The sequence below is a fragment of the Pseudoduganella sp. GW821-FHT12E03 genome, from assembly GCF_058807115.1.
This window is the reverse complement of the sequence record NZ_JBXAQJ010000020.1, coordinates 52,892-76,675: the sequence shown is the minus strand read 5'-3', so window position 1 is coordinate 76,675 and position 23,784 is coordinate 52,892. Positions and strand designations below refer to the sequence as shown.

Sequence of the window (23,784 nt, the reverse complement as noted above, 5' to 3'; positions counted from 1 at the left end):
GGGGGTATAGCTCAGCTGGGAGAGCGCTTGCATGGCATGCAAGAGGTCAGCGGTTCGATCCCGCTTACCTCCACCAACAGCGCAGACTATTGTAGTGCCGGAAGTTCCATGGTCCCCATCGTCTAGAGGCCTAGGACATCACCCTTTCACGGTGAGTACCGGGGTTCGAATCCCCGTGGGGACGCCACAGAATTGTGTTGCCGATCAAACCGCCCCGAGGCGGTTTTTTTACGTCCCTACCCGTCAATCTTGTTGCGATTGCATGTTGACGAATCTGACCTAAACTGAACGACGTCCATGGTAACCATTCGAAGTTGCCGGACGCACCGGGAGACGGTCATGGAACTGCATATGCATTCGCATCGCTGGGTTGCGCGCCAGCCGGACTGGGCGGCCGCAGCGGTTGCCGGCTTTGGCGCCGGCGGTATCCTCATGGTCCTGGAATTGGCTTGGACCGCATTCATGGCACAGGGCGATCCGTGGCTCGCCACCCGCATGGTGGCCGCGATGGTATTGGGCTGGGACGTGTTGCAGACAACCGGCTACAGCCTGGGCATCGTGGTGGCGGCGCTGGCGGTGCATTACATCCTCGGTGTCGCCTTTGGCATCATGCTCGCTGCCATCATCGCGCCATTCCAGCTTGATTCCTCCACGCCGATGGTGCTGTTTGCCGGCGCCGTGTTCGGGCTGGTGCTGTACGTGCTGAATTTCTATGGCATGGTGGGCGCCTTCTCGTGGTTTGCTGAGTTGCGCGGCTGGTCGACGGCAATCGGCCATGTAATCTTTGGCATGTCGAGCGCCTATATCTACCGGCGCATGGAAAATCCGTAGCTTTTCGTAGTGGGCAGGGCCGGGGAGTGGCCGGGCCAGGCGCAGCGTCCGCATGCGTCCGCGCGGGACACTCCGTTCAGAGCGAAGCATCTGACGGGCGGGGCTGCGTATGGCGATGGCATTGGCATTGATCCTGATCGTGATCGGCACCGTGGTATTCCACTTTGCCAGCCCCTGGTGGCTGACCCCGCTCGCGTCCAACTGGCAGCAAATGGATGACGCGCTGATGCTGACCCTGTACATCACCGCCGCCATCTTCATCCTCATCAACTTGTTTGTCGCCTATGCCGTGGTCAAGTTCCGCCACCGCGACGGCATGCGCGCGTCGCGTGAAAGCCACAACAAAAAACTCGAATGGTGGCTGATCGGTATCACCAGCCTGGGGATCGCCGTCATGCTGGCGCCCGGTCTCGACGTCTACGCCAAACTCATCAACGCCCCCGCCGACGCCATGCAATTCGAAGTCATGGGCCAGCAATGGCAATGGCATTACCGCTTGCCCGGCCGGGATGGCAAGCTGGGGAAAACCGACGTCAGCCACATCAAGCCGGAGAATCCCTTCGGCCTCAGCGAGCAAGACCCGAACGGGCAGGACGACGTGCTGGTGGAAAGCCAGGAAATCCACATCCCGATCGGGCGCGCCGTGAAAGTCCTGCTGCGTTCGCAAGATGTGCTGCACGATTTTTATGTGCCGCAATTCCGTACCCGCATGAACATGGTGCCGGGCATGGTGACGTCGTTCTGGTTCACGCCCACCAAGACCGGCAAGTTCGAAGTGCTGTGCGCGCAATTGTGCGGGGTCGGGCATGCCAACATGCGCAGCTGGGTGATCGTCGACGAAGCGCCGGCCTATGCCGCGTGGCTGGCGTCGCAACCGACCTTTGCCGCGAAAAAAGCCGGCGTATCCGCGGCGGCCGGCGCTGCCGGGGCGGGCGCCGGTGCGGTGGGGGCGGGCGCCGGCGCGGCCGCCGATATCGGTGTGCAGGGTAAATTGCTGGCGCAGGCGCGCGGCTGCATCGCCTGCCATTCCATCGATGGCACGCCGGGTGTCGGGCCGACCTGGAAAGGGTTGTACGGCAAGAATGAAACACTGGATAACGGCACCAGCGTGGTGGCGGATGACGCTTACCTGACGCAGGCGATTGCCGATCCCAAGGCCAGCATCGTCAAGGGCTATCCGCCCGTGATGCCGCAGCAACCGTGGTCGGACACGGAGCTCGCGGCGCTGGTGGGCTACATCAAGACCTTGAAGTAGGGAGGCGGTGATGGCGGATGAGGGAAACGAGCAAGGCAACGGCGCGCGCGGCGGCCACGACCATGGCGACGGGCACGATCATGGGCCGCAGAGCTGGGTCACCAAATACGTGTGGAGCCAGGACCACAAGGTCATTGCCGTGCAATACACGATCACGGCGATCTTTGTCGGCCTGGTGGCGCTGGTGCTGTCTGACTTGATGCGCCTGCAGCTGGGGTATCCGGGCAAGTTCGCCTTCATCGATGCGCAGCGCTATTACCAGTTCATCACCATGCACGGCATGATCATGGTGGTGTACCTGTTGACCGCGCTGTTCCTGGGCGGCTTCGGCAACTACCTGATCCCGCTGATGGTGGGTGCGCGCGACATGGTGTTCCCGTTCCTGAACATGCTGAGCTACTGGTTTTACCTGGCGTCGGTCCTGATCCTGCTCGGCAGCTTCTTTGTGCCCGGCGGCCCGACCGGCGCGGGCTGGACCCTCTACCCGCCGCAAGCGATCTTGCCCGGCACGCCCGGTGTCGACGGCGGCATCGTCGCCATGCTGGTTTCACTGGTCGTGTTTATCGCGGCCGCCACCATGGGCGGCTTGAATTATGTGACGACGATCTTGCAGGCGCGCACGCGCGGCATGACCCTGATGCGCATGCCGCTGACGGTGTGGGGCATTTTTGTCGCCACCATCCTCGCGCTGCTGGCGTTTCCCGCGCTGTTCGTCAGTGGCGTCATGATGCTGTTCGATAAGGCGCTGGGGTCCAGCTTCTTCATGCCGGCCATCGTGTCGATGGGGCAGCAGCTCGACCACAAGGGCGGCAGTCCGCTGCTGTTCCAGCACCTGTTCTGGTTCTTCGGGCACCCGGAAGTGTATATCGTCGCCTTGCCGGCGTTTGGCATCATTTCCGACCTGGTCAGCGTGCACGCGCGCAAATGCATCTTTGGCTACCGCATGATGGTGTGGGCCATCGTCATCATTGGCGGGCTCAGCTTCGTGGTGTGGGCGCACCACATGTATGTCAGCGGCATGCATCCGTGGTTCGGTTTCTTCTTTGCCACCACCACCCTGATCATCGCGGTGCCGACCGCGCTGAAAGTCTACAACTGGACCTTGACCCTGTGGCGCGGCGATATCCACCTGACGGTGCCGATGTTGTTCGCGCTGGGCTTCATCAGCACCTTTGTGCTGGGCGGCGTGACCGGCCTGTTCCTTGGCAATGTCAGCGTCGACATCCCGCTGTCGAACACGTATTTCGTGGTCGCGCACTTTCACATGGTGATGGGCGTCTCGCCGGTGCTGGCGGTGTTTGGCGGCTTGTACCACTGGTTCCCGAAAATGAGCGGGCGCATGTACAACGAAGCGCTGGGCAAGCTGCATTTCTGGGTCACGTTCATCGGCGCCTATGCGATTTTCTTCCCCATGCATTACCTCGGCATCCTCGGCATGCCGCGCCGTTATTACGCCTATGAAAATTACAGTTTCATCCCGCCTTCGGCGCAACTGATGAATGAATTCATCACGATTGCCGCCCTCATTGTCGGTGTGGCGCAACTGGTGTTTGTCTTCAATTTCATCTACTGCACTTTCCGTGGCCAGCCGGCCGGCGGCAATCCCTGGCGCGCAGCCAGCCTGGAATGGTTTACGCCGCAGACGCCGCCCGTGCATGGCAATTGGGGGCCGGAATTGCCGGTTGTGTACCGGGGCGCCTATGACTATGGCCACCCGGGTGTGGATACCGATTATCTGCCGCAAACCACGGGGCCGGATGAGGGCGATGGCGGGCATGCCGCGCCGCACGGACTGGCGCCCGGCCTCGATGGAGGGAAGCCCGCATGAATACCCTGGTCCATTCCGCCGCGGCGCCAACCCTGCCGGGCGCATCGTATGTGGCGCGGCGCGCCGGCTTGTGGGTTTTCCTTGGCGTGATCACGTCGCTGTTCATGCTGTTTGGCGCGGCCTATGTGATGCGGATGGCGATGGCGGATTGGCAGCCGCTGCGCTATATCCCGTGGCAATTGTGGCTCAGTACCGCGCTGCTGGTGGGGGCGTGTATTGCCTGGGAAATCGCGCGGCGCCGGGCGCACCAGTCGGACGGGCGGCGTGCCGGCATGGCCGGGTGCGCCTTATCGCTGGCCTTTCTGGGAGTGCAGTGGTCGGCATGGCAAGCCATGATCGCAATGCAATACCGGGTCGATGGCAATCCCGCCGACAGCTTCTTTTTCATGTTGACGGGGCTGCATGGCTTGCATGTGATCGGGGGCTTGCTGGCCGCACTGCTGGCGGGCAGGGCGTTGCTGCAGGGGGAGGCGATGGGCGGGCTGGCGCGGTACCGGCTGGCCGGCAGTATTGCGCTGTGCGCGCAGTATTGGCACTACCTGCTGGGGCTGTGGCTGGTGCTGTTTGCGCTGCTGTTCTGGGTCACCCCGGATCTCGTGCAAATCGTCTGTGAAAGTGTCGGCTTGCGCACGCCGCTGCCGAAGTGAGGAGGCCGCCATGGAACGGCAAGGCTGGGGTGCAGTAGTCAATGATTTGTCGGCGGACCGCGAGGCTTACCACGTCCCGTGGGGCAAGCTGATGATGTGGATTTTCCTGCTCAGCGACACGTTTATTTTTGGCAGTTTCCTGACCGGCTATATGACGGTGCGCCTCGGCGCCACCGATGCGTGGCCCAATCCCAGTGAAGTGTTTGCGCTGACGATCGCGGGCCATACCTTGCCGCTGATCCTGATTGCCATCATGACGTTCGTGCTGATCACCAGCAGCGGCACGATGGCGATGGCCGTCAATTTCGCCTACCGTGGCGACCGCAAGGTGGCGGCGCGGCTGATGCTGGTGACGGCGCTGTTCGGCGCCATGTTTGTCGGCATGCAGGCATTTGAATGGACCAAGCTGATCCATGAAGGTGTGCGGCCATGGTCCAACCCCATGGGCGCCGCGCAATTCGGTTCCTGTTTTTTCATGATCACGGGCTTTCACGGCATGCACGTGTCGGCCGGCGTGATTTACCTGGTGATCGTCGCGCGCAAACTGGCGGCGGGGCATTATGACCACGGGCCCGGGGGTGGCAAATTCGACATCGTTGAAATCGCCGGCTTGTACTGGCACTTCGTCGACCTGGTCTGGGTATTTATCTTTGCATTGTTTTACCTGTGGTAGGAGGCAGCATGTCGAACGGCGCCGCTGTATCGGAACCTGGGTCGGGACATTCGCAACACCCGATCGGCATCTATTTCAAAATCTGGGGCTGGCTGTTCGTGCTCAGTACCTTGTCGTACCTGGTCGATTACTTCCACGTGCAAAGCTATTTGCGCTGGACCCTGATCCTGGTGTTGATGATGTTGAAAGCCGGGTTGATCGTGGCCTTTTTCATGCACTTGAAATGGGAACGGCTGGCGCTGATCTATACAATACTGGTGCCGCCGACGGCATTGCTGGTGCTGGTGGCCCTGATGCTGATCGAAGGCGATTACACCTTTTTCACCCGCATGGCGTTTTTCAGTTGACCCTGCAACCTTGATATTCATCAACGGTGCGTGCTAAAATGCGCGCACGCTTCACGACGTCCCCATCGTCTAGAGGCCTAGGACATCACCCTTTCACGGTGAGTACCGGGGTTCGAATCCCCGTGGGGACGCCAAGTCATTGAAGTGTAGTGCGTACGAATGCAAGTGATTCAAGGCCACGACAGATTTTCTGTCCCCATCGTCTAGAGGCCTAGGACATCACCCTTTCACGGTGAGTACCGGGGTTCGAATCCCCGTGGGGACGCCAGACAAACCCGCAAGGGTTGAGAAACAAAGCCGCCTTGCGCGGCTTTTTTCTTTTTCGCTTCCGAAAGGCCGGCCATGTCCACCACCCTCGCGATTTTTTGCAAAGTCATCGACAACTATGGCGACATCGGCATTTGCTGGCGCCTGGCGAAGCAGTTGACGGCGGAGCATGGCGTTGCCGTGACCCTGTGGGTCGATGATCTCGCCAGCTTCCGCCGCATTTGCCCGCCGGTCGACGTGACCGCGGCCACGCAATCCGTGGACGGTGTGACGGTGCGGCACTGGCATACGCAAGACGCGGTGTATGACGCGGCCGAGGTGGCCGATATCGTGATTGAATTTTTTGGCTGCGACATCCCGCCCGGCTATATCGATGCCATGGCGCGCTGCGAACCGCGTCCGGTGTGGCTGAACCTGGAAGGCTTGACGGCGGAAGAGTGGGTCGAAGGCTGCCACACCTTGCCGTCGTCGCATCCGCGTTTGCCATTAACCAAGCATTTCTATTTCCCCGGCTATACCGGCAAAACCGGCGGCTTGCTGCGCGAGACCGGAGTGGCCATCGAACGTCACGCTTTCCAGCATGACGCGGCGGCGCGCCAGGCATTCCTTGGCGGCCTCGGTGTCACGCCGCAGGAACAGCAAGCGTTGCTGGTGTCGCTGTTTTGCTATCCTTACGGGCCGGTGCCGGCCATGCTGGAAGCGTGGCGGCAGGGCCTGCAACCGGTGACGTGCCTGGCGCCGGAAGGCGTGGCGGTGGATGCCGTGCAGGCATTTTTTGGCCATGCGCCCAAGGCGGGCGAAGCCGTGACGCGCGGCGCGCTGACGATCCGGGTGCTGCCGTTCATCCCGCAACCGGATTACGACCGCCTGCTGTGGGCGTGCGACGTGAACTTTGTGCGCGGCGAGGATTCGTGGGTGCGCGCCCAGTGGGCCGGCAAACCGTTCGTCTGGCATATTTATGCCCAAGATGAAAACTTGCATCACAAGAAATTGCGTGCCTTCCTGCAGCGCTATGCGGACGGCCGGCATGGCGCGCTGAACGATTTTTCACTGTGCTGGAACGGCGCGCAAGAGGCCGGGGGGCAGGGCGGTTGGCCCGTCCTGTGGCAAGCGCTCCACACGGCCTTGCCGGGTCTGGCGGCCCGGGCCGCCGAATGGGAGCAGCAAATGCTGGCCCATGGCGACCTGGCATCGAACCTGCTGGGCTTCGCCCGCTCGCTCCGGTAGACGGTCAAAGAAAAAACCGGCATAATGCGCGGTTACTCTGCAACGTATTTTTATCCGATCACACCTGGGCTGACGGCGTGAGCCAACAGGCGCAGATGATTTTTACGCAACCTACTTTTTAAGTAAATTCGCTATGAAACCCGCAAAAGAAATTCGTGTTGGCAACATCATCATGGTTGACGCCAAGCCCTTCATCGTTCTGCGTTCCGACGTCAACGGTTCGAGCCGCACGGGCTTCACCTACAAATGGAAGATGAAAAACCTGCTGACGAACGCTCCGCTGGAAAACGTCTTCCGTGGCGACGACAAGTTCGACGTGGTTGTTCTGGACAAGAAGCCAGTGACCTACTCGTACTTCGCTGACCCACTGTACGTCTTCATGGATGAAGAGTACAACCAGTACGAAATCGAAGAAGAAAACCTGGGCGAAGCCATCAACTACCTGAAAGACGGTATGGAATGCGAAGCCGTGTTCTACGATGGCAAAGCCATCTCCGTGGAACTGCCAACCACCATCGCTCGCCAGATCATCTACTCGGAGCCAGCAGTCAAGGGCAACACCTCGGGTAACGTGCTGAAAGAAGCGAAGATCGAAAACGCGATCGAATCGAAATGCTTCACCATCCAGGTGCCACTGTTCGTGAGCCAGGACGACGTGATTGAAATCGACACCCGTACCCACGAGTACAAGAAAGTCGTGCGTAACTAATACGCCGGCCGTCGAAAAAAAAACGCTGCACATTGGTGCAGCGTTTTTTTTTAGGGTGTTAACCAGCCCACGGCGTGTACGTCATGCCGTTTTGCATCACGCCTATCAGCGCCGCCTGGTTTTCCGCGCTTTCCGCAAAACTGGCCAGCACGGCCGACTGCGACGCCACGCCGGTATCGAGGATATTGAGCCAGTAATTAAACCCGGCGCTGTCGGCGCTGCGGTGCAGCACGTGGTTGTAGAACAGGTTCAGCGCGGTGGCGTTGCCGGGGTTGGCGCCATACACCGCTTGCGCTTCCGCGCCAGCCAGGAACGATTTCGCCACGTCAAAGCGGTTGACGCCGTTATCCATTTGCTTGATCCAGTAGCCAAGGCCGGCGGCGTCCGGCGTACGGTCGAAGGCGGCCTGGTAAATGCGGTAAGCGATGCCGGCATTGCCATTGATATCGTAGGCCACATCGGCATTGGCAAAATGCAGGCGCTCGACATTGGCCAGCACGTCAACGCCGTCGGCGCCCGTGTTATCGGTCACCGTCAGGCCGCCGGTGCCGGATGCGATCGTGTAATTGGCGCGCGCGCCCAGGAAGACGGCGGTATCGACGCCGCCGCCGCCATCGATGACGTCATTGCCGCCCAGGCCCGTGATGCGGTCGGCGCCCTGGTTGGCGAGGATCGTGTCGACGCCGGCGCCGCCATTGATGGTCTGGCCGGCCAGGTCGCCAAAGCCGGCGCCGACATCGGCTTTCACCAGGTTGCGCACATCGGTGGCCTTGCCGGCCGTGAATTTGTAATTCGTGTACAGCACGCTGAGCGTGTCATTGGCCAGCGCGCCGCCTTCCAGGTAGTTGTAGTCGCTGGCCGAACCCGACTGCGACAGGCGCGTCACGGCGCCGGTTTGCATATCCTTGATAAAGATGTCGGACTTGCCATCGGCATCGCCCGCCGTGAAGCGGGCCGTGCTGGAAAACGCGATGTAGCGGCCGTCGGCGGAAACCGATGCGTCGCTGGAATCGCCCGTCACTTGCACGCCATCGGCCGTGACGGAAACGCGCACGGTTTCACCGGTCTGCAAATCCTTGCGGAAGATATCGCGCGTGCCATTGGTGTCGCCCTGCACCAGGTTGCTGCCCTGGCTGGCAAACACCACGTAGCGGCCATTGGCGGAAAATGCCGCGTGGTCGCTGTTGCCATTGGCGGCGTTGCCCGACGAATCCGTGCTGATGCGCTGCAGGCTGCCGCTGGCCGTGTCCTTGACGAAGATGTCGGCATTGCTGCCGTCATTCGGCACCAGGTTGGCGGCATAGCTGGTGAACGCCACCAGCCGGCCATCGGCCGAGATCGCGATTTCCTTGCTGTCCGCGTCGGCTTGCACACCGGCAGCCGTCGTGGAGATATTGCGCACGGCGCCGGTTTGCAAGTCCTTGAGGAAGACGTCATCGCGGCCGTTGGTGTCGGTGGCCACCAGGTTGGTCGCTTTGCTGAGGTAGGCAACGTAGCGGCCATTGCCGGCAAGCTCGGCGTTGTAACTGTGGCCGTTGGCGTCCGCGCCGCCGCTGTCGGTGGACGCGTTGGTCAGCGCCCCGGTCGCCAGGTTTTTCACCAGGATGTCGACCAGCGCACTGGCGTTGGTATACTGGAATGCCACGGTCTGGCCATCGGCACTGAGGCTGGCGCCGGATGAGGCCCCGGCCAGCGCCGTGGCGCCACCGGCGGCGCTCGATGCCAGCACCACGGTGCCGGTTTGCAGGTTGCGGACGTAGATGTCCGTGGCAAGGTTGGTATCGGAATCAGACAAGTTCTGATTGGTGGTGAAGGCGGCAAAACGGCCATTGCCGGACTGGCGCGGACCGATGTCGGTGGCGGTGACGCCACTTTGGATGATAGTTGATGTGTTGGCTTGCATTATCGTAAGAAAAGTGTCTTAAAGGTTGTCGAAATTTGGCCGATAAATTGTGCATCAACTAACAAAAAAACCGCCGCACGGTACTGCTGAGCAACCTCTGGTGTCATCGACAGAGTAAATCGGGCTGCGGATGCAGCGGGGCAATGGCCCCGCCATGCACCACGCCTGGAGTTGGCATGGATCGTAGGGACTTTGTCCGGATGGGGCTGGCGGCCGGAGCCGCCGCCGGCCTGTCGCGCACCGACGCGGCCACCTTGCCGTCACACCCGGCGGCAATGGCCGCGCCCGCCGTGGCGCCGCCATTGCAGGCGGCAACGCCGGCATCGATGTATAAACCCGGCATCCTCGATGCCGGCGTGCTGGCGCAGCAAGAACTCATGGCGGCGCACAAGCTGACCTCGCACGCGCTGACGTCGCAATACCTGGCGCGCATCAAAAGCGTGGACAAATCCGGTCCGCGCCTCAATGCCGTGATTGAACTCAATCCGGAAGCGCTGAAGATCGCCCTGGAGATGGACCGCGAGCGGCTGCACCGCAAGGTGCGCGGGCCGTTGCACGGCATCCCGGTGCTCATCAAAGACAACATCGCCACCGGCGACCGCATGTGCACCACGGCGGGGTCGCTGGCGCTGGCCGGCGTCAAGGCCGCGCGCGACGCTTGCCTGGTGGCGCGCCTGCGGGCCGCCGGCGCGGTCATCCTCGGCAAGACCAATTTGTCGGAATGGGCGAATATGCGGTCGTCGCAGTCGGTCAGCGGCTGGAGCGCGCGCGGCGGCCTGACGCGCAACCCGTATGCGCTGGACCGCAATTGCAGCGGTTCGAGTTCCGGCTCCGCGGCGGCGGTGGCGGCGGCCCTGGCCACCATTGCGGTCGGTACGGAAACCGACGGGTCCATCGTGTCGCCCGCCTCGATTTGCGGCCTGGTCGGCATCAAGCCGACCCTGGGGCTGGTCAGCCGCAGCGGCATCATTCCCATTGCGCAGGCGCAGGACACCGCCGGCCCGATGGCGCGCAGCGTGGCGGACGCCGCGCTGATGCTGACCGCCATGGCGGGCTGTGACCCGGACGACCCGGTGACCGAAGGTTGCCGTGGCCGCACCGCCGATTATGCGCAGGCGCTGGACGCCAACGCGCTGCAAGGCAAGCGCCTGGGCGTGGCGCGCAACTTCTTTGGCCACCGGGCCGATGTCGATGCGCAAATCAATGCCGCGCTGCAGGTACTGCAGGCGCAGGGTGCGATCCTGGTGGATGTGCAGGTGCCGAACGTGAGCCGCTATGACGACACGGAAATGGATGTACTGCTGTATGAATTCAAGGCAGGGCTGGCGCAATACCTGAAGCAATACGCGCCCGGCGCGGCGGTGCGGGACATGGCGGCCGTGATTGAATTCAACCGCCGCCACAGTGCGCAGGAAATGCCGTACTTCGGCCAGGATGTGCTGGAGCGGGCGCAAGCCAAGGGCGGGCTCGACGAGCAGGCGTACCTTGATGCGCTGGCGCACAACCACCGCTATGCGCGCGACGAAGGCATCGACCAGGTGCTGGCCGAGCACCGGCTGGACGGGCTGGTGGCGCCCACCGGCAGCATCGCGTGGCTGACCGACTTCATTTCCGGCGACAACACCGGCATGAGTTTTTCATCGCCCGCCGCGGTGGCCGGCTATCCGCACATCACGGTGCCGGCCGGCTATGTGCATGGCTTGCCGGTCGGATTGTCGCTGGTGGGCGCGCCATACAGCGACGCCAGCCTGATCGGCATGGCCTACGCGTTCGAGCAAGCCACGCATCACCGCAAGGCGCCGCAATTCCCGGCCACCATTTCGCCGACGCTGACGGTTTGACGAAGGCGGCGGGCCTGGCTTATCCTGCACTGGCACACCCACATGAAGGATGCCATGCCGGACTTGCCGTTCCCCATCCGCAAAGAATGCCCGCCTGGCGCCTGCGTATGCCAGCGCGACGATTTGCTGGACACGCCAGGCGCCGACTGCACCATCCTGCGCCTGACCAAGGACGAGGAAAAGCGCCTGTGCGAACGCATCGAAGCGATTGAAACCTACGAGGAATTGCTGCGCGTGCGGTCCAAGCTGGAGCAACAGCTGGGCATCGTGCTGACCATCGAGCCGGGCGACAATGAAGTGCGCACCGTGATGGGCCTGACCATCGCACTGGCCGAGAAAAAGGGGTTATGCCGCAAGACGCGGGAAGCGATTCCCGCCGCGATCCGGCGCTGCATGAAGCGCAAGCCGGAAATCATTTATGCGCTGCTGAACGCGCGCGACTTGTTCGGATTATAAGATTAAAGCGGCTGCACCAGGTTGATCAGGTTGCCGCAGGTATCTTCAAACATCACCCCGATAATCGGCCCCATGTTGCTGGGCTCGCCCCGGAATACCACGCCCAGTTCTTTCAGGCGCCGGTATTCCGCGTCGATGTTATCGGTGAGGAAAGCGGTGGCGGGAATGCCGGCCGCGAACAGCGCCGTCTGGTAGGCGTGGGCGGGTGGGAAGCCAATTGGTTCGAGCACCAGTTCCACGCCCTCGGCGCCTTCCGGCGACGTCACCGTCAGCCAGCGGAACGGGTCCATCGGGAGATCGTTTTTCACCGTAAAACCCAGCACGCCGGTATAAAACGCCAGCGCCTTGTCCTGGTTGTCCACCATGATGCCCGACAGACCGATACGCATAATGTGCTCCGTGCCAGATGTGATCTGGCCACTGTAGCAGATTTATACCTCGATGAACTTCATCTTGAAGTTGCGGCCCTTGAAACTGCCGAAGTCGGCGCCTTCGCGGCTGCCTTTGGTCAGGCGGCCAAACACGTCCCATGCGACACGGCGGTCAATCGCGACATAGGTCATGAATTCCGACACATTGATCTTGCCGACCTGTTCCTTCGACAAGCCGCCGTCGCCGGTCAGCGCGCCCAGCACGTCGCCCGGACGCAGCTTGTCCTTCTTGCCGGCCAAAATGCACAGGGTCATCATCGGCGCCGGGTCGGCCACCGAATCTTCATTGTCCGGCAGGTCGCCCAGGTCGTGCCATTGCACCGGAGCGCCCTGGTATTCCTCGATCAGCTTGACCCATTTCTTTTCATTCGGCGCGCACAGCGACAGCGCCAGGCCCTGTTCATCGCCACGGCCGGTGCGGCCAATGCGGTGGATGTGCACTTCGGTATCTTTCGACACGTCGACGTTGATCACGGCTTCCAGGTTGGAAATGTCGAGGCCGCGCGCGGCCACGTCGGTGGCCACCAGCACGCTGGCGCTGCGGTTGGAGAACAGCACCAGGATTTCATCGCGCTCGCGCTGCTCCAGTTCGCCATACAGCGCCAATGCGGTAAAGCCATCGGCGCGCAGCGATTCCACCAGTTCGCGGCAATGCACCTTGGTATTGCAGAAGGCAATCGCCGAGGCGGGATTGAAGTGTTTCAGCAAGCGGCCGACCGCCTTGTCGCGGTCGTCGTAGCCGACTTCATAAAAACGCTGTTCGATCTTGCTGTTGTCGTGCTGCGCTTCGATGATGACTTCGACCGGGTCGGCCAGGAACGGCTCCGTCGCGGCGCGGATATCGTCCGGGTACGTTGCCGAGAACAGCAGGGTCTGGCGGCGTTTCGGGCAAGCCGACACGATGCCGGCGATTTCGTCATAAAAGCCCATGTCCGTCATGCGGTCCGCCTCGTCCAGCACCAGGGTGCCAACGGTCGACAGGTTGATGGTCTGGCGGCTGATGTGATCGCGGATGCGGCCAGGCGTGCCCACCACGATGTGCGCGCCATGTTCCAGGGAAGCGATTTGCGGGCGCATTGGCATGCCACCGGTCAGCACCAGGATTTTCACGTTGCCGACGCCGCGCGCCAGGCGGCGCAATTCATTGGCCACCTGGTCCGCCAGTTCGCGCGTCGGGCACAGCACCAGCCCCTGCGTGGCGAACCAGGCGGGATTGAGTTTATTGAGCATGCCAATGCCGAAGGCGGCGGTCTTGCCGCTGCCGGTGGCGGCTTGCGCCAGCAAATCACGGCCTTCCAGCACGGCCGGCAGGGTGGCGGCCTGGATCGGCGTCATGTGCTTGTAGCCGAGCACGTCAAGGTTGGCGATGAAGGCGGAAGGCAGGGGCAGGGTATCGAAGGCAGTGGACATAGTGTGGACGGATGCGGTTGGCGGAAGCGGCGGACAGAAGCGGCGGCTGTGGTTGATGGGCGGCGCCGTTCAGTGTGCCGCGTTTGCGGCGTGGACGGCAAGGTGAATTCCCGCGGCGGGAACAAGAGGTTGCTGATCGGCGACGGCGCGGAGGCGCCGATTCAGTCTTTTTGCCAGACCGGTAAACCGGTCAGGTCCAGGCCATCGTCGCGCTTCCATACTGGCAGGCCGCTGGTATCGGTCTCTTCCAGCAGCTCGAGCTGCACCTGTTTCATGGCAGCGCGGCGCACGCGCGGTGGCGGCGGGCGTTTCGGCTCCGGCTCCATCGGCGCGGCCGGACCAAAGCCCGGCAAGTCTATCGTCGCGTTGTCTTTTTTATCTCTCATTCAAAACAAAAGCCCGGCTGCGAGAGTCGGGCTTGGCAATGTAAAGCGGCATGGAGTGTATCACATGCGGCGCGACAAACCTAGATCCGTCGGGCCCCGTGACAACTCAGCGAAAACTCAGCGCCCCCGTCAAATCCCCCGGCGGCGGCGCGCCGCGCGCGGCAAACGCGTCATTGCGCACCTTGATGCCCTCGAGCATGGGCAAACCATGCAGGCGCGAAATAAAGCGCAGGATCGACGTGGTGTCGTAAAAATTGTGGTCCACCGCGCCTTTTTTCGCGTGCGGCGACACGATGATGGCGGGAATGCGCGAACCCGGGCCCCAGCGGTCGCCTTTCGGCGGCGCCACGTGGTCCCACCAGCCGCCGTTTTCATCGAAGGTGATGACCACCACCATGTTGTTCCACTGCGGGGATTTCTGCAGGTGGGCGATCACGTTGGTGACGTGCTGGTCGCCCGATTCGATATCGGAATACCCGGCGTGCAAGTTCAGGTTGCCTTGCGGCTTGTAGAACGTGACGGCTGGCAGCTTGCCCGCCACCACGTCGGCCAGGAATTTGTTCGACAGCGGGCTGTCACCCAAGCCGCCATCGCGCAAATGTTCGGCGCGGGCGCGGCTGCCCGGGGCGAATTGCGTGAAGTAATTGAAGGGCTGGTGGTGGTACTGGAAATTGGGCTTCGGGCCGCCGCCTTTGGCATCGAGCGCGGCCTGCATGCCGGCGCCATACCAGGCCCAGCTGACGCCCTTGGCCGACAGCAAGTCGCCGATCGTGTCATAGCTTTGCGGCGGCTGGTAATACGCTTCATTGGAACTGGCCAGGTTCGGATCGCCGCCCGGCGCGGGCTTGATCCAGCTCGGCTGGTATGGCGGCGCCATGGTATTGATCACATAGCCGTCCGGCGAAATCGAGCCATCGTTGACGTAGACGGGTTTGCCGTCCATGGCGGATTTCGGGCTGTCGGGCGAGATGGCCAGGCGGGTCCCGGTGTCGCCGTCGGCCAGCACGCAGATTTTCTTTTTCGCGGCGGTGCCGGACGCGTTCTTGAATTCCGCCGGGCGGGCGCTGATCAGGAACTGGTGGTTCAGGTACGAACCGCCAAACGCGCCCATGAAGAAGTTGTCGCACAGGGTGTACTGGCGCGCCAGCTGGTACAGGCCCAGGTTGGCCGCGGTTTCACCGTAATACCCCATCACCATGCCGCCGGTGTTGCCCCAGGCAACGAAGCCGTCATTCTTGCCGCCATTGATTTGCATCTGGTTCTGGTAAAACAGATGCCACAGGTCGCGCGTGATGACTGATTCCGGCAAGGGCTTGCCATCCTGGGTGCTGAGTTTGAAGGGGGCGTTGGGCAAGCCTTTGACGTCGTCTTCACCGATCAGGTATTTGGTGCCGCCGATGGTTTGCGCATCCGGCACCATGCCGCCCCAGATTTTCGGCAGGGCAGGCAGATTGGTCCCGTCGTAATCTTTTTGCTGGTATTGCTCAGGCTTCAGGCCGGCCAGCGGCGACGCCAGGCCCGGGAAGTCGGCAAACAGGTTGTTGAAGCTGCGGTTTTCCAGGTAAATCACGACCACGTTTTTCACGTGCTCCTTGAGCTTGGCATCGAGCGAAACCGGCTTGACGGCGGTCTTGGTTGCCGCCTTGGCGTCGACCGCGGCGGACGGCAAGGTGGCGGCGAGGCCGGTGGCGGCGGCCGCCTGGAAAATACGGCGGCGGGAAGGACGTTCCGGGGCGTTGTTGTCGGTCACGCGCAGCTCCTTATCAGGGATTTTTACAAGTGGCAAAGTGTAGCACTTGCGTGTGGGAATTTTGTTGCGACTATGCAAAGCCTACAAAACGTTACAGGCGTTTTTGATAGCGTTGCCATTTGTCTACAAATTTTTAAATGTTAATTTAGCGGGGAAAAAATGATTGCCGGATGCAAGTTGTTTTAACGGCAAGCCGTATGGCCTGCCTATGAAGCTTCCACGGTGCAAGGCTAATTTCGCCAATGAAAAAATGTTTACCTGGAAAAATTGCCGCGTAATACGCTGTCTCGACCGGCCGTTGGCCGGCATTCCACCGGACAATTCAACAGGAGACATGCATGAGCGCTGCCGCATCGGATAAGCTGCAACACGGTTTTCCCACCCCGGGTCCGCAATCGCCGACCAGCCAGGAAGTCATGGATCATTTGTTCTTCCTTTCCAATGCGGGATGGAAGCAGGCACGCGAGACCGTGCCGTATGACCATGTGATCATCGGCTCCGGTTTTTGCGCGCTGGCGTTCGCGCAGCGCACGCGTGAAAAGCATCCGCAGGCGAACATCCTCATTGTCGAGCGCGGATCGTTCTTCCTGCCGGAACACTTCCAGAATTTGCCGCTGCCATTCAAGAACACGATCGGCGGCCTGTCGGAGACCTTCCCCTGGACCTTGTCCGCGAAGACCGTGGCCGGCACGCCGGAGCAGCAGCGCTACATCCACTGGCAGCATGGCATGGTGCCATTCTTCGGCGGCCGCTCGACCTTGTGGTCGGCCTGGTGCCCGCGCCCGAACCTTGACGAAATGGATGGCTGGCCGCGCGCGACCATCGGCGCCGCGCGGGAAAATTTCGGCTCGGCGGAAAAGCTGTTGCGCGTGAAAAAAGTGGACGAGATCGACAAGCAGCGCACTGTCGCCGAGGCCCAGGCCGTGGCCAAGACCCGTCCCGTGTATGGCGCGCTGCAGGACACCGTGCAGGGACTGCTGAAAGACGCCGCGATACCCGGCGTGTACCGCACGGAAGCGGCGCCGCTGGCCTGCAATGCGGAAAGCACCGACGGCATCGACTTCCAGAAATTCTCCACGCCGGGCGAATTGCTGGCGCTGGCCGGGGTGCGCCTCGGCAGCGCGGGCAGTGCCGGCGGCTGCATCGATATCGCCACGCACTGTGAGGTGGAAAAAATCCTGCAGCAGGATGGCGTGGCCACCGCGCTGCAAACCTCGCGCGGCATCCTGCCGCTGGGGAACGCCAACCTGATCCTGGCAATGGGGACGTTGCCGCCCGCCACTCTGGTGCGCAATTCCTTCCCGGATGCACCCAATGTGGGCGAGCGCTTCACCGCGCACTTCATTACCGCCATCGTGGCGCGCGTGCCGAAAGCGCTGCTCGATCCGAACAGCGATTTCGGCGACCTGGAACTGGGCGCCTGCTATGTGGCCGGTGTCGCCAACGGCGACTACAAGCAGCAATTCCATATCCAGCTGTCGGCGCTGTCGGACAAGAATCCAAAACAAAATGCCGGCACGGCGCTGCGCTACATGCCGGACGTGGTGGCCACCGCCACCCAGACGCAGTTGGAAACGTCGCCCGATCACGTGGTGTTCGTTTGCGCGGTGCTGGGCGAACTCGATTACCGCAACAGCGAGACCTGGTTCCGCGGTAACCCGCAAGATGGCAATCCGGTGACCAATTCCCTGCTGCAAATCCAGGAAACGCAAGCCGACCTGCAAACCTGGGATGCGATGGATGACGCCACCTTCGATATCCTCGAGCGTGTGCTGGGCAAGGGCGCGGGCCAGACCGAGTACTGGGTTGGCACGCCGGAGCCGTCGAACCCGGACGCGGGTTACTGGGCGGCCGAGCGGCCGGCCGTGGCGCAGCGCCGCGTGCCCGGGCTGGTGCATGAAGGGTCGTCGCTGTTTATCGGCGAAGGCGAAGAGGCGCCGGTCGACCTGGACTACAAGCTGCGCAGCAGCACCAATGTGTACGTGACGGGCGGCGGCCTGTGGCCGCAGGGCGGGTCGTGGAATCCCACCATGACCATGGTGGCGCTGGCGCAAGACCTGGCGGACAAACTGGCTCGCAAAGGAGACGGCCATGCTTGAGAGCGTCCTGAAGACGGTCCCGCCGATGAGCGTGGAAGACGTCATGGACCGGTGCGATGGCATTTATCTGTGTTTTAAAGATAAAAACTCCACCTTCCTTTGGTGTAATGAGAACTTCGCCCGGCTCACCGGACAAACCAAGGACGACATCATCGGCAAGGTCGACCAGCGTGCCGAGCATGTCAAATATGACCAGGAAGTGATGGCCAGCGGCAAGCCCGTGTTGAATCTGCATGAAAGCATTACCGTCCCGGATGGCAAGGGCGGCATGCGGGAAGTGCAGATCGTCACGCAAAAAGGGCTGTTGCGCCAGCCCGGCACCGGCGACATCATCGGCATCACGGTCTGCTTCGCGTTGCAGGACAGTGCGGACGACTGGATCGCGAAACTGAACCTGAAGCGGATCGATCTGGGCGGGTACTTTGCGCCCGTCGCCAGTGCGGGGGAGGGCACGCTGAAGTTTGCGCTGCCGGACCGTTTCAATGGCGACCGGCGGCTTTACTCGACCAATTACTACCTGCTCAAGGATCCGCAAGTGTTGCAGCTGCACAGCCTGAACCAGGACGAGCAATGGTTTTACCATGCGGGCAACCCGATTCGTTTGCACTGCTTTACGCCGGACGGGCGCTACCTGGTCACGGATGTCGGTTCCGATCCGTCGCGCGGGCAAGCCTTGCAGGCCGTGGCGCCGCACGGCAGCTGGTTTGGCGGTGAAATCCTGGAAGGGGGCTATGGCTTGTTTGGCTGCAGCTTGGCGCCGGGCTGGGAGGCTGCTGATCCGGCCTTGCCCACGGCGCAGCAGCTGGCGCGGTTGAGGGCGGATTTCCCGGCGCAGGCGGACGTGATCAGCCGGCTGAGTACGCAGCAGCTGTGATGGCGGGGATGCCGGTTCTTCGGAGGAGCCGGCGGTAGCTGGACTCTGGCTCAGGCGCGGTTTCGTTCCTGAGCCAATTTAGTGCCTGAGCCAACCGCGATGGGCATGGCGGAATGCTCCCATGCTCGTCGTGGCCCAGCGCCACAATGGGGGGCGGGCGGTGGCGTTGCGGTGCTGCGGCGATTACGGTGTGGCGGGCGGCGGGAAGTTGAGCAGTCCGCGCTGGTACGTTTCCCTGACTTCCGCGATCGGTTCGTGGTCGCGCGTGTACAGCACGGCGCGGTGCTCGAACAGGGCGGCGGGGATGGGCAGTAAGGCTGGCATCGCAGGCGTCGACGGCATGGCCGGTGCCGCGCCCGTTGCGACGGTGGCGGTGGCGCTGACGTTGACGGTGCTTGGCGCCGGCAGGCTTTCCCAGTGCTCGGGCAACGGCGACCACAGGGTTTTCGCGGCGAAGGTGCGGCGGTAGGGCGCCAGCGGCAACACGACTTTGCCGAACGGGGTGTCGGTCTGTTCCAGCAACTGGTTCATGGCGGCGCTCAGGCGGCCGGGCACGTACCAGTTATCCGCTTCGGACAGCAAGTGCTCGCCGCAATACAGTTGCACGCGGCGGTATTTCAGTGGCGTATCCGGTGTCACGGATAGTCTGGCGCGCTGCTCCGGCGTGGCGGGCAGGTTGGCGTTGGGCTGTTGCCGCGCCACGATTTTTGCGTCGCCGGCCATGCCATGGTCGGCACACCATTTTTCCAGGGTCAAGGTGGCGCTGGTGCTGGCGAGGATATTGGCGTTCAGGGTCTGCAGCAGGGCTTGTGCCTGCAGCCGGCGCACATAGGTGTCGGGCCAGGCTGGCGCGTCAGCCGCCTGCGCGTTACCAGTAAGGCATGCAGTCACCAGCAGCATCGCCGTCCAGCGGGAAAGGGAGTGTGGCGTCATCATTTCGCGTCTGCCAATGCAAAAAGCCGTTGCATGGCAACGGCTTTTTAGTATCTGGTTGCGGGGACAGGATTTGAACCTGTGACCTTCGGGTTATGAGCCCGACGAGCTGCCAGACTGCTCCACCCCGCGTCTGAGGCCGCAATTATATAGGGTGGGGGCAAGTTGCGCAAGGGAACGTCACGACGTCCGTCTGAAGGCTGGCGGACCCCGTCCTGTAGGGGTGGCTCGCCAGTGCTTGCCGCGTCTCCGAGAGCATGGGGGGCATGCCAAAATAATCCATGGTCTAGATCAGTATATTTGGGGTCACCTGCGTCCAGTTCGGGCGAAAACCCCGGGGCGGGAGTCGAGAATCGTCTACAAATTCATGGCGAAAGTCTAGTTTGATCCAGTGCCAAAGGGCGAAACGCTAAAACGAACCATATTCCATTTCACCGGTCCAATCTTTAGACACATCTCGAAAGGATTGAATCATGGCATATGAACCGAAGCGGCCGATCTACCTGCCCATAGGGGATTTACTGGACCTCGAACTACACCTTATGGAAACACGTCCAAGTGTCAAGCTGGAGGCCTTCGTGACTGACTTGGTGCAGCGATGGTTGGCGCTTGATAAAGAGCAGCTCGCACTGCGCAGGAACGGGCGGGCCATGCGCGGATTTCAGTGGAAGAGCATTTTCTTGCCCGACGGAACCAGCTTACGAACCAGTCACTGCGACAACGTTGAATTCGCAAAGGTGGTAGGCGATCACATCGTTTCCGAAGATGGTACATCGTTGACGCCGTCGTTATTCGCCAATCGCCACGCCAAGGGGCGCAACGCATGGCGTTTTGTTTGGCTGCGCTTTCCGGGCGATGATTACTGGATCCGCGCGGCCGATTGCAGAACGCGCTTTGATAATCTGCTGCAACAGCGGTCTATCGGGAAAATTGAAATGTCCAAGGTGGTCTAGTCTGGTGCGGGCTGGTAGGCTAGCCCGGTCTAAGGATTTTCCTGCAGAGGCGAGTTCGGTCTAGAAAATCTGGCGCCTTGGCGATTCTGGACATGACTAGACCGAACTTGTGCTGTTTCAGACAAATTAGACTGGTGGCGAAAAATGGGACATCCCCCCTGTCAGCGGCTCTAATCTAACTCGGCTTCTTAGGAGGCTTTCGAGGAACCTTGGACACATCGATTACACACACACGCATCTGCGGCGCCAGGCTGTCCTTGGCCGCTATGTCGCGGGCGCGGGCTCGAAGATGCTCCACAACCTCGGCAAAGGTCCAGTAACCTGATCCTGACGGCTTCTCCCAACCCTCCGCTCGCTCGGTCTGATAGACCAGCAGAAGTATGCCCCAGCGAGTGTTTTCATCTCGCAGATAACGCCCCATGAGTTGGACCTCCAGGGCCTCCTCGAGTTTGACGCGGAAATAATAGACGCCGGTCGGTTGCGGATAAGGCGGGGCGCTTCGATTCGCATGCGCGTGGCTCACTAAGTGGAGCGCCTCGGAAAAGCAAAAAGCCGGTGATTTCTATTGAAATCACCGGCTTTTCTGAATCTGGTTGCGGGGACAGGATTTGAACCTGTGACCTTCGGGTTATGAGCCCGACGAGCTGCCAGACTGCTCCACCCCGCGTCTGAGGCCGTAACTATAACGGCCCACGTTCCTTTATGCAAGGAAATTATAAAATTAGCTGGAAATCGCTGCCAAACGCCATAAGGAAGTCACTTCGGCGGCCCGTGCCGCGTGCAGCGGATCGGTGGCGTCTGCTGCCTTGGCATGCACGGGGCGCACGTCGTGGCGGTCCTTGACGGTCAGCCCGGCGGCGGCGATCCACTCCAGCAATTGCTCGCGGGGACGCAAGCCCAGGTGTTCGGCCAGGTCGGACAGGATCAACCAGCCTTCGCCGCCCGGCAGCAGGTGGTCTTTCAAGCCCGCCAGGAAGCCGCGCAGCATGGCGCTGTCCGGATCGAACACCGCATATTCAATGGGCGAGCTGGGGCGTGCCGGCACCCATGGGGGATTGCAGACCACCAGGCTGGCGCGGCCTTCCGGGAACAAATCGGTTTTCAATAGTTCCACCTGTTGCTGCACGCCCAGCAGCGCCAGGTTTTCCTTGGCGCATGACAGCGCGCGCGGATCCTGGTCGGTGGCGATGACGCGGGCAATGCCGCGTTTCGCCAGCACGGCCGACAGCACGCCGGTGCCGACGCCGATATCGAACGCCAGTTGCGTGCCGCGCGGCAACGGTGTTTCGTTGACCAGTGCCACGTATTCGCCGCGCACCGGCGAAAACACGCCGTAATGCGGATGGATGCGTTCGCCCAGCGCGGGAATCATGACGCCGTTGCGGCGCCATTCGTGGGCGCCGATCAGGCCCAGCAATTCGCGCAGCGACGCGATGAAGGGTTGCTCGCCTTTGCCGTACGCTTCATTGCACGCGAGCTTCACGTCCGGCGCGCGGCGCAGCGGGATGGTGTAATCCGCATCGAACGGAATCAGCAGCATGGCCAGGGTGCGGCCGCGCTGCGATTGCGCCTGGCGGTGCAGATGGAACGCTTCGGTGGGCGTGGCGGGCGCCTTGGCGGCCTTGGCCTTGCGCTTGCCTCCGCCGCCCTTGTGGTCGGCGCGGCGCGCCAGTGCTTGCAACAACTGTTTCGCGTTTTGATAATCGCCGCGCCACAGCAGCGCTGTGCCTTCGCAGGCGAGGCGGTAGGCGGTGTCGGCATTGGTGGTGTCGTCGGCGATGACGACCCGTTTCGGCGGCGGCATGTTGCTTTCGGAGCGCCAGCGGGCGGAACGCTGTTCGCCGTTTTCGGTCCAGTGGATGAGTTGGGGCGCGGTGGATTCCATGGGGATTTTCTTGTTGTAGGGTGTAAACGGCAGAACCGCCGCGCAAGGGCGGCGGTTCGCTGGGCGATCCCTATTATACGGGGCCGGGAACTTAGCCGGTTTGTTCCGGCGTTTCCACGGTATTCGCCGCCGTGCTGGCTGCCGTGTTTACGGCCGGTTCGGCTGCGGGTGCGGTGGCTGGCGCCGCTGTGGCAGCGTCGGTCGTCGCGGACTCCGCCGCATTGTTGGCGACGGCATCGGCAACGGCGTCCGCCTGGGCATCGGCCAGCGCGCCCGGTGTGGCCGGCAGCGCTTCCTTGCCATAGGCATTGGCCACGGCCTTGGAGCGGTCGGATGGGTGGTAAATGTCTTGCGGGCCCTTGCTGTCGACCAGGCTCAGCAGGCGCAGGGACAGCGAGCCCAGTTTCTGGTCGTTGCCCTGGCCCTGGTCTTGTTGCACGACGTCGGCTTTCAACGGTTTGTCGAACAGGCGGAACAAGTCTTGCAGGCTGCCGGGGAAGCGGATGTCCGGGAACTTGATTTCTGGCAACGGATCGGCGGCGGAGCGGGGCGCTTCGCCAGATTTGCCCGGCAGCGCGCCCTGGGCCGACTGGCTGCGGCTGGCGGCGGCTTCCAGCGCGTAATCGTATTGCACTTCCACTTCGAAATCGAGGGTGCGGCCATCGGCTGTGGTGATCGTGCCTTTGCCGATGAAGTGCGAACTTTCCGTCAGGCTGAAGGCGGCCGCGTCGGACACGCGGCCGGCGCCTTCGGTGTGCGCGATGCCGGCAGCATACGAGGCGGACGTGTCCAGGCTGACCGAATCAAAGGAAATCGTCGCATCCTTGGCGGCGTCGCCAAACAATTGCTGGGCGAAACTGCCCACCAGGTTTTGCGCCAGGTCGACCGTGGAATGGCCCAGCGATTCCACCCGCTGCTGCAGGTCGATGCCGTTTTTTGACAGCGACACCAGGTCATTCCTGGCCTTGTCCACCAGCGGCGCGTTGTCCGCGCGCGCGTTTTTCTCCGCCTGGGCAGGCAGCGCGGTGGGGAGGAATGAACGGGAAGTCAAAGGGCTTAAATTGGTCATGGCAGCACCT

The 23,784-nt window shown here is 62.0% G+C and carries 21 protein-coding genes and 6 tRNA genes; 17 read left to right on the top strand and 10 right to left on the bottom strand.

The window, feature by feature from the left end:
• The 12 genes from AC1RRC_RS32205 to AC1RRC_RS32150 all read left to right on the top strand — a co-directional run bounded on the left by AC1RRC_RS32205 (window position 1) and on the right by AC1RRC_RS32150 (window position 7,784).
• A tRNA-Ala gene (locus AC1RRC_RS32205) sits at window positions 1-76 on the top strand.
• Between the two features lie 35 nt (window positions 77-111).
• A tRNA-Glu gene (locus tag AC1RRC_RS32200) sits at window positions 112-187 on the top strand.
• Between the two features lie 152 nt (window positions 188-339).
• Entirely contained in the window at window positions 340-831 is a 492-nt protein-coding gene (locus AC1RRC_RS32195) for a hypothetical protein (RefSeq protein ID WP_493059935.1), read from the top strand.
• A gap of 109 nt (window positions 832-940) precedes the next feature.
• The gene (locus tag AC1RRC_RS32190) at window positions 941-2,086 is read left to right on the top strand and encodes a cytochrome c oxidase subunit II (protein WP_493059933.1); all 1,146 of its coding nucleotides are present in this window, start codon (window positions 941-943) and stop codon (window positions 2,084-2,086) included.
• 10 nt (window positions 2,087-2,096) lie between these two features.
• Window positions 2,097-3,914 (top strand): cytochrome c oxidase subunit I, encoded by a 1,818-nt coding sequence (locus tag AC1RRC_RS32185; RefSeq protein WP_493059931.1) that lies wholly within the window; start codon window positions 2,097-2,099, stop codon window positions 3,912-3,914.
• Window positions 3,911-4,561: a cytochrome c oxidase subunit 3 gene (locus AC1RRC_RS32180; RefSeq protein WP_493059929.1), complete on the top strand. Its 651-nt coding sequence runs from the start codon at window positions 3,911-3,913 to the stop codon at window positions 4,559-4,561. Before AC1RRC_RS32185 ends, AC1RRC_RS32180 begins: the two co-directional genes overlap by 4 nt.
• Before the next feature lie 10 nt (window positions 4,562-4,571).
• Entirely contained in the window at window positions 4,572-5,234 is a 663-nt protein-coding gene (locus tag AC1RRC_RS32175; protein WP_493059927.1) for a heme-copper oxidase subunit III family protein, read from the top strand.
• Between the two features lie 8 nt (window positions 5,235-5,242).
• Entirely contained in the window at window positions 5,243-5,581 is a 339-nt protein-coding gene (locus AC1RRC_RS32170; RefSeq protein WP_493059926.1) for a cytochrome C oxidase subunit IV family protein, read from the top strand.
• Between the two features lie 58 nt (window positions 5,582-5,639).
• Window positions 5,640-5,715 (top strand) — tRNA-Glu (locus AC1RRC_RS32165).
• Window positions 5,716-5,773: 58 nt separating this feature from the next.
• Window positions 5,774-5,849, top strand: a tRNA-Glu gene (locus AC1RRC_RS32160).
• A 74-nt stretch (window positions 5,850-5,923) separates the two neighbouring features.
• Complete coding sequence (gene earP, locus AC1RRC_RS32155; protein WP_493059925.1) at window positions 5,924-7,075, top strand: elongation factor P maturation arginine rhamnosyltransferase EarP; 1,152 nt, start codon at window positions 5,924-5,926, stop codon at window positions 7,073-7,075.
• 133 nt (window positions 7,076-7,208) lie between these two features.
• Window positions 7,209-7,784: an elongation factor P gene (locus tag AC1RRC_RS32150; RefSeq protein WP_493059923.1), complete on the top strand. Its 576-nt coding sequence runs from the start codon at window positions 7,209-7,211 to the stop codon at window positions 7,782-7,784.
• A gap of 58 nt (window positions 7,785-7,842) precedes the next feature.
• Here AC1RRC_RS32150 and AC1RRC_RS32145 read toward each other — a convergent pair whose 3' ends face one another.
• Window positions 7,843-9,687 carry a DUF4214 domain-containing protein gene (locus AC1RRC_RS32145; protein WP_493059921.1) on the bottom strand — a complete coding sequence of 615 codons (1,845 nt, stop codon included), beginning with the start codon at window positions 9,685-9,687 and terminating at the stop codon, window positions 7,843-7,845.
• Window positions 9,688-9,863: 176 nt separating this feature from the next.
• Here AC1RRC_RS32145 and AC1RRC_RS32140 point away from each other — a divergent pair, with 176 nt between their 5' ends.
• Together AC1RRC_RS32140 and AC1RRC_RS32135 are read left to right on the top strand one after the other, a co-directional pair.
• Window positions 9,864-11,528, top strand: coding sequence for an amidase (locus AC1RRC_RS32140; protein WP_493059919.1), 1,665 nt, complete (start codon window positions 9,864-9,866; stop codon window positions 11,526-11,528).
• A 42-nt stretch (window positions 11,529-11,570) separates the two neighbouring features.
• On the top strand, window positions 11,571-11,984 hold the full coding sequence (locus AC1RRC_RS32135; protein WP_493059917.1) for a hypothetical protein: 414 nt from the start codon (window positions 11,571-11,573) through the stop codon (window positions 11,982-11,984).
• Window positions 11,985-11,986: 2 nt separating this feature from the next.
• On the opposite strand, the gene AC1RRC_RS32130 is transcribed toward AC1RRC_RS32135, so the two are convergent.
• The 4 genes from AC1RRC_RS32130 to AC1RRC_RS32115 all read right to left on the bottom strand — a co-directional run bounded on the left by AC1RRC_RS32130 (window position 11,987) and on the right by AC1RRC_RS32115 (window position 15,961).
• Complete coding sequence (locus AC1RRC_RS32130; protein ID WP_493059916.1) at window positions 11,987-12,373, bottom strand: VOC family protein; 387 nt, start codon at window positions 12,371-12,373, stop codon at window positions 11,987-11,989.
• Window positions 12,374-12,415: 42 nt separating this feature from the next.
• Window positions 12,416-13,825: an ATP-dependent RNA helicase DbpA gene (dbpA, locus tag AC1RRC_RS32125; protein ID WP_493059915.1), complete on the bottom strand. Its 1,410-nt coding sequence runs from the start codon at window positions 13,823-13,825 to the stop codon at window positions 12,416-12,418.
• Between the two features lie 161 nt (window positions 13,826-13,986).
• Window positions 13,987-14,211, bottom strand: coding sequence for a hypothetical protein (locus tag AC1RRC_RS32120; RefSeq protein ID WP_493059914.1), 225 nt, complete (start codon window positions 14,209-14,211; stop codon window positions 13,987-13,989).
• Window positions 14,212-14,317: 106 nt separating this feature from the next.
• Window positions 14,318-15,961 (bottom strand): acid phosphatase, encoded by a 1,644-nt coding sequence (locus AC1RRC_RS32115; protein WP_493059913.1) that lies wholly within the window; start codon window positions 15,959-15,961, stop codon window positions 14,318-14,320.
• Window positions 15,962-16,299: 338 nt separating this feature from the next.
• Between AC1RRC_RS32115 and AC1RRC_RS32110 the strand changes: the two genes are divergently transcribed.
• Together AC1RRC_RS32110 and AC1RRC_RS32105 are read left to right on the top strand one after the other, a co-directional pair.
• Window positions 16,300-18,060 (top strand): GMC oxidoreductase, encoded by a 1,761-nt coding sequence (locus AC1RRC_RS32110; protein WP_493059911.1) that lies wholly within the window; start codon window positions 16,300-16,302, stop codon window positions 18,058-18,060.
• On the top strand, window positions 18,053-18,934 hold the full coding sequence (locus tag AC1RRC_RS32105) for a cupin domain-containing protein (protein ID WP_493059909.1): 882 nt from the start codon (window positions 18,053-18,055) through the stop codon (window positions 18,932-18,934). The genes AC1RRC_RS32110 and AC1RRC_RS32105 overlap by 8 nt, the downstream gene beginning before the upstream one ends.
• 183 nt (window positions 18,935-19,117) lie before the next feature.
• On the opposite strand, the gene AC1RRC_RS32100 is transcribed toward AC1RRC_RS32105, so the two are convergent.
• Window positions 19,118-19,870 carry a hypothetical protein gene (locus AC1RRC_RS32100; RefSeq protein WP_493059905.1) on the bottom strand — a complete coding sequence of 251 codons (753 nt, stop codon included), beginning with the start codon at window positions 19,868-19,870 and terminating at the stop codon, window positions 19,118-19,120.
• A 52-nt stretch (window positions 19,871-19,922) separates the two neighbouring features.
• A tRNA-Met gene (locus AC1RRC_RS32095) sits at window positions 19,923-19,999 on the bottom strand.
• Window positions 20,000-20,340: 341 nt separating this feature from the next.
• On the opposite strand from AC1RRC_RS32095, the gene AC1RRC_RS32090 reads away from it, so the two are divergent.
• Complete coding sequence (locus AC1RRC_RS32090; protein WP_493059904.1) at window positions 20,341-20,820, top strand: hypothetical protein; 480 nt, start codon at window positions 20,341-20,343, stop codon at window positions 20,818-20,820.
• Window positions 20,821-21,410: 590 nt separating this feature from the next.
• On the opposite strand, the gene AC1RRC_RS32085 is transcribed toward AC1RRC_RS32090, so the two are convergent.
• The 3 genes from AC1RRC_RS32085 to AC1RRC_RS32075 form a co-directional block, all read right to left on the bottom strand.
• Window positions 21,411-21,487 (bottom strand) — tRNA-Met (locus AC1RRC_RS32085).
• A 54-nt stretch (window positions 21,488-21,541) separates the two neighbouring features.
• Window positions 21,542-22,705, bottom strand: a complete 1,164-nt coding sequence (locus tag AC1RRC_RS32080; protein WP_493059903.1) for a methyltransferase — start codon at window positions 22,703-22,705, stop codon at window positions 21,542-21,544.
• Between the two features lie 91 nt (window positions 22,706-22,796).
• Complete coding sequence (locus AC1RRC_RS32075; RefSeq protein WP_493059902.1) at window positions 22,797-23,774, bottom strand: hypothetical protein; 978 nt, start codon at window positions 23,772-23,774, stop codon at window positions 22,797-22,799.
• Window positions 23,775-23,784: the final 10 nt, after the last annotated feature.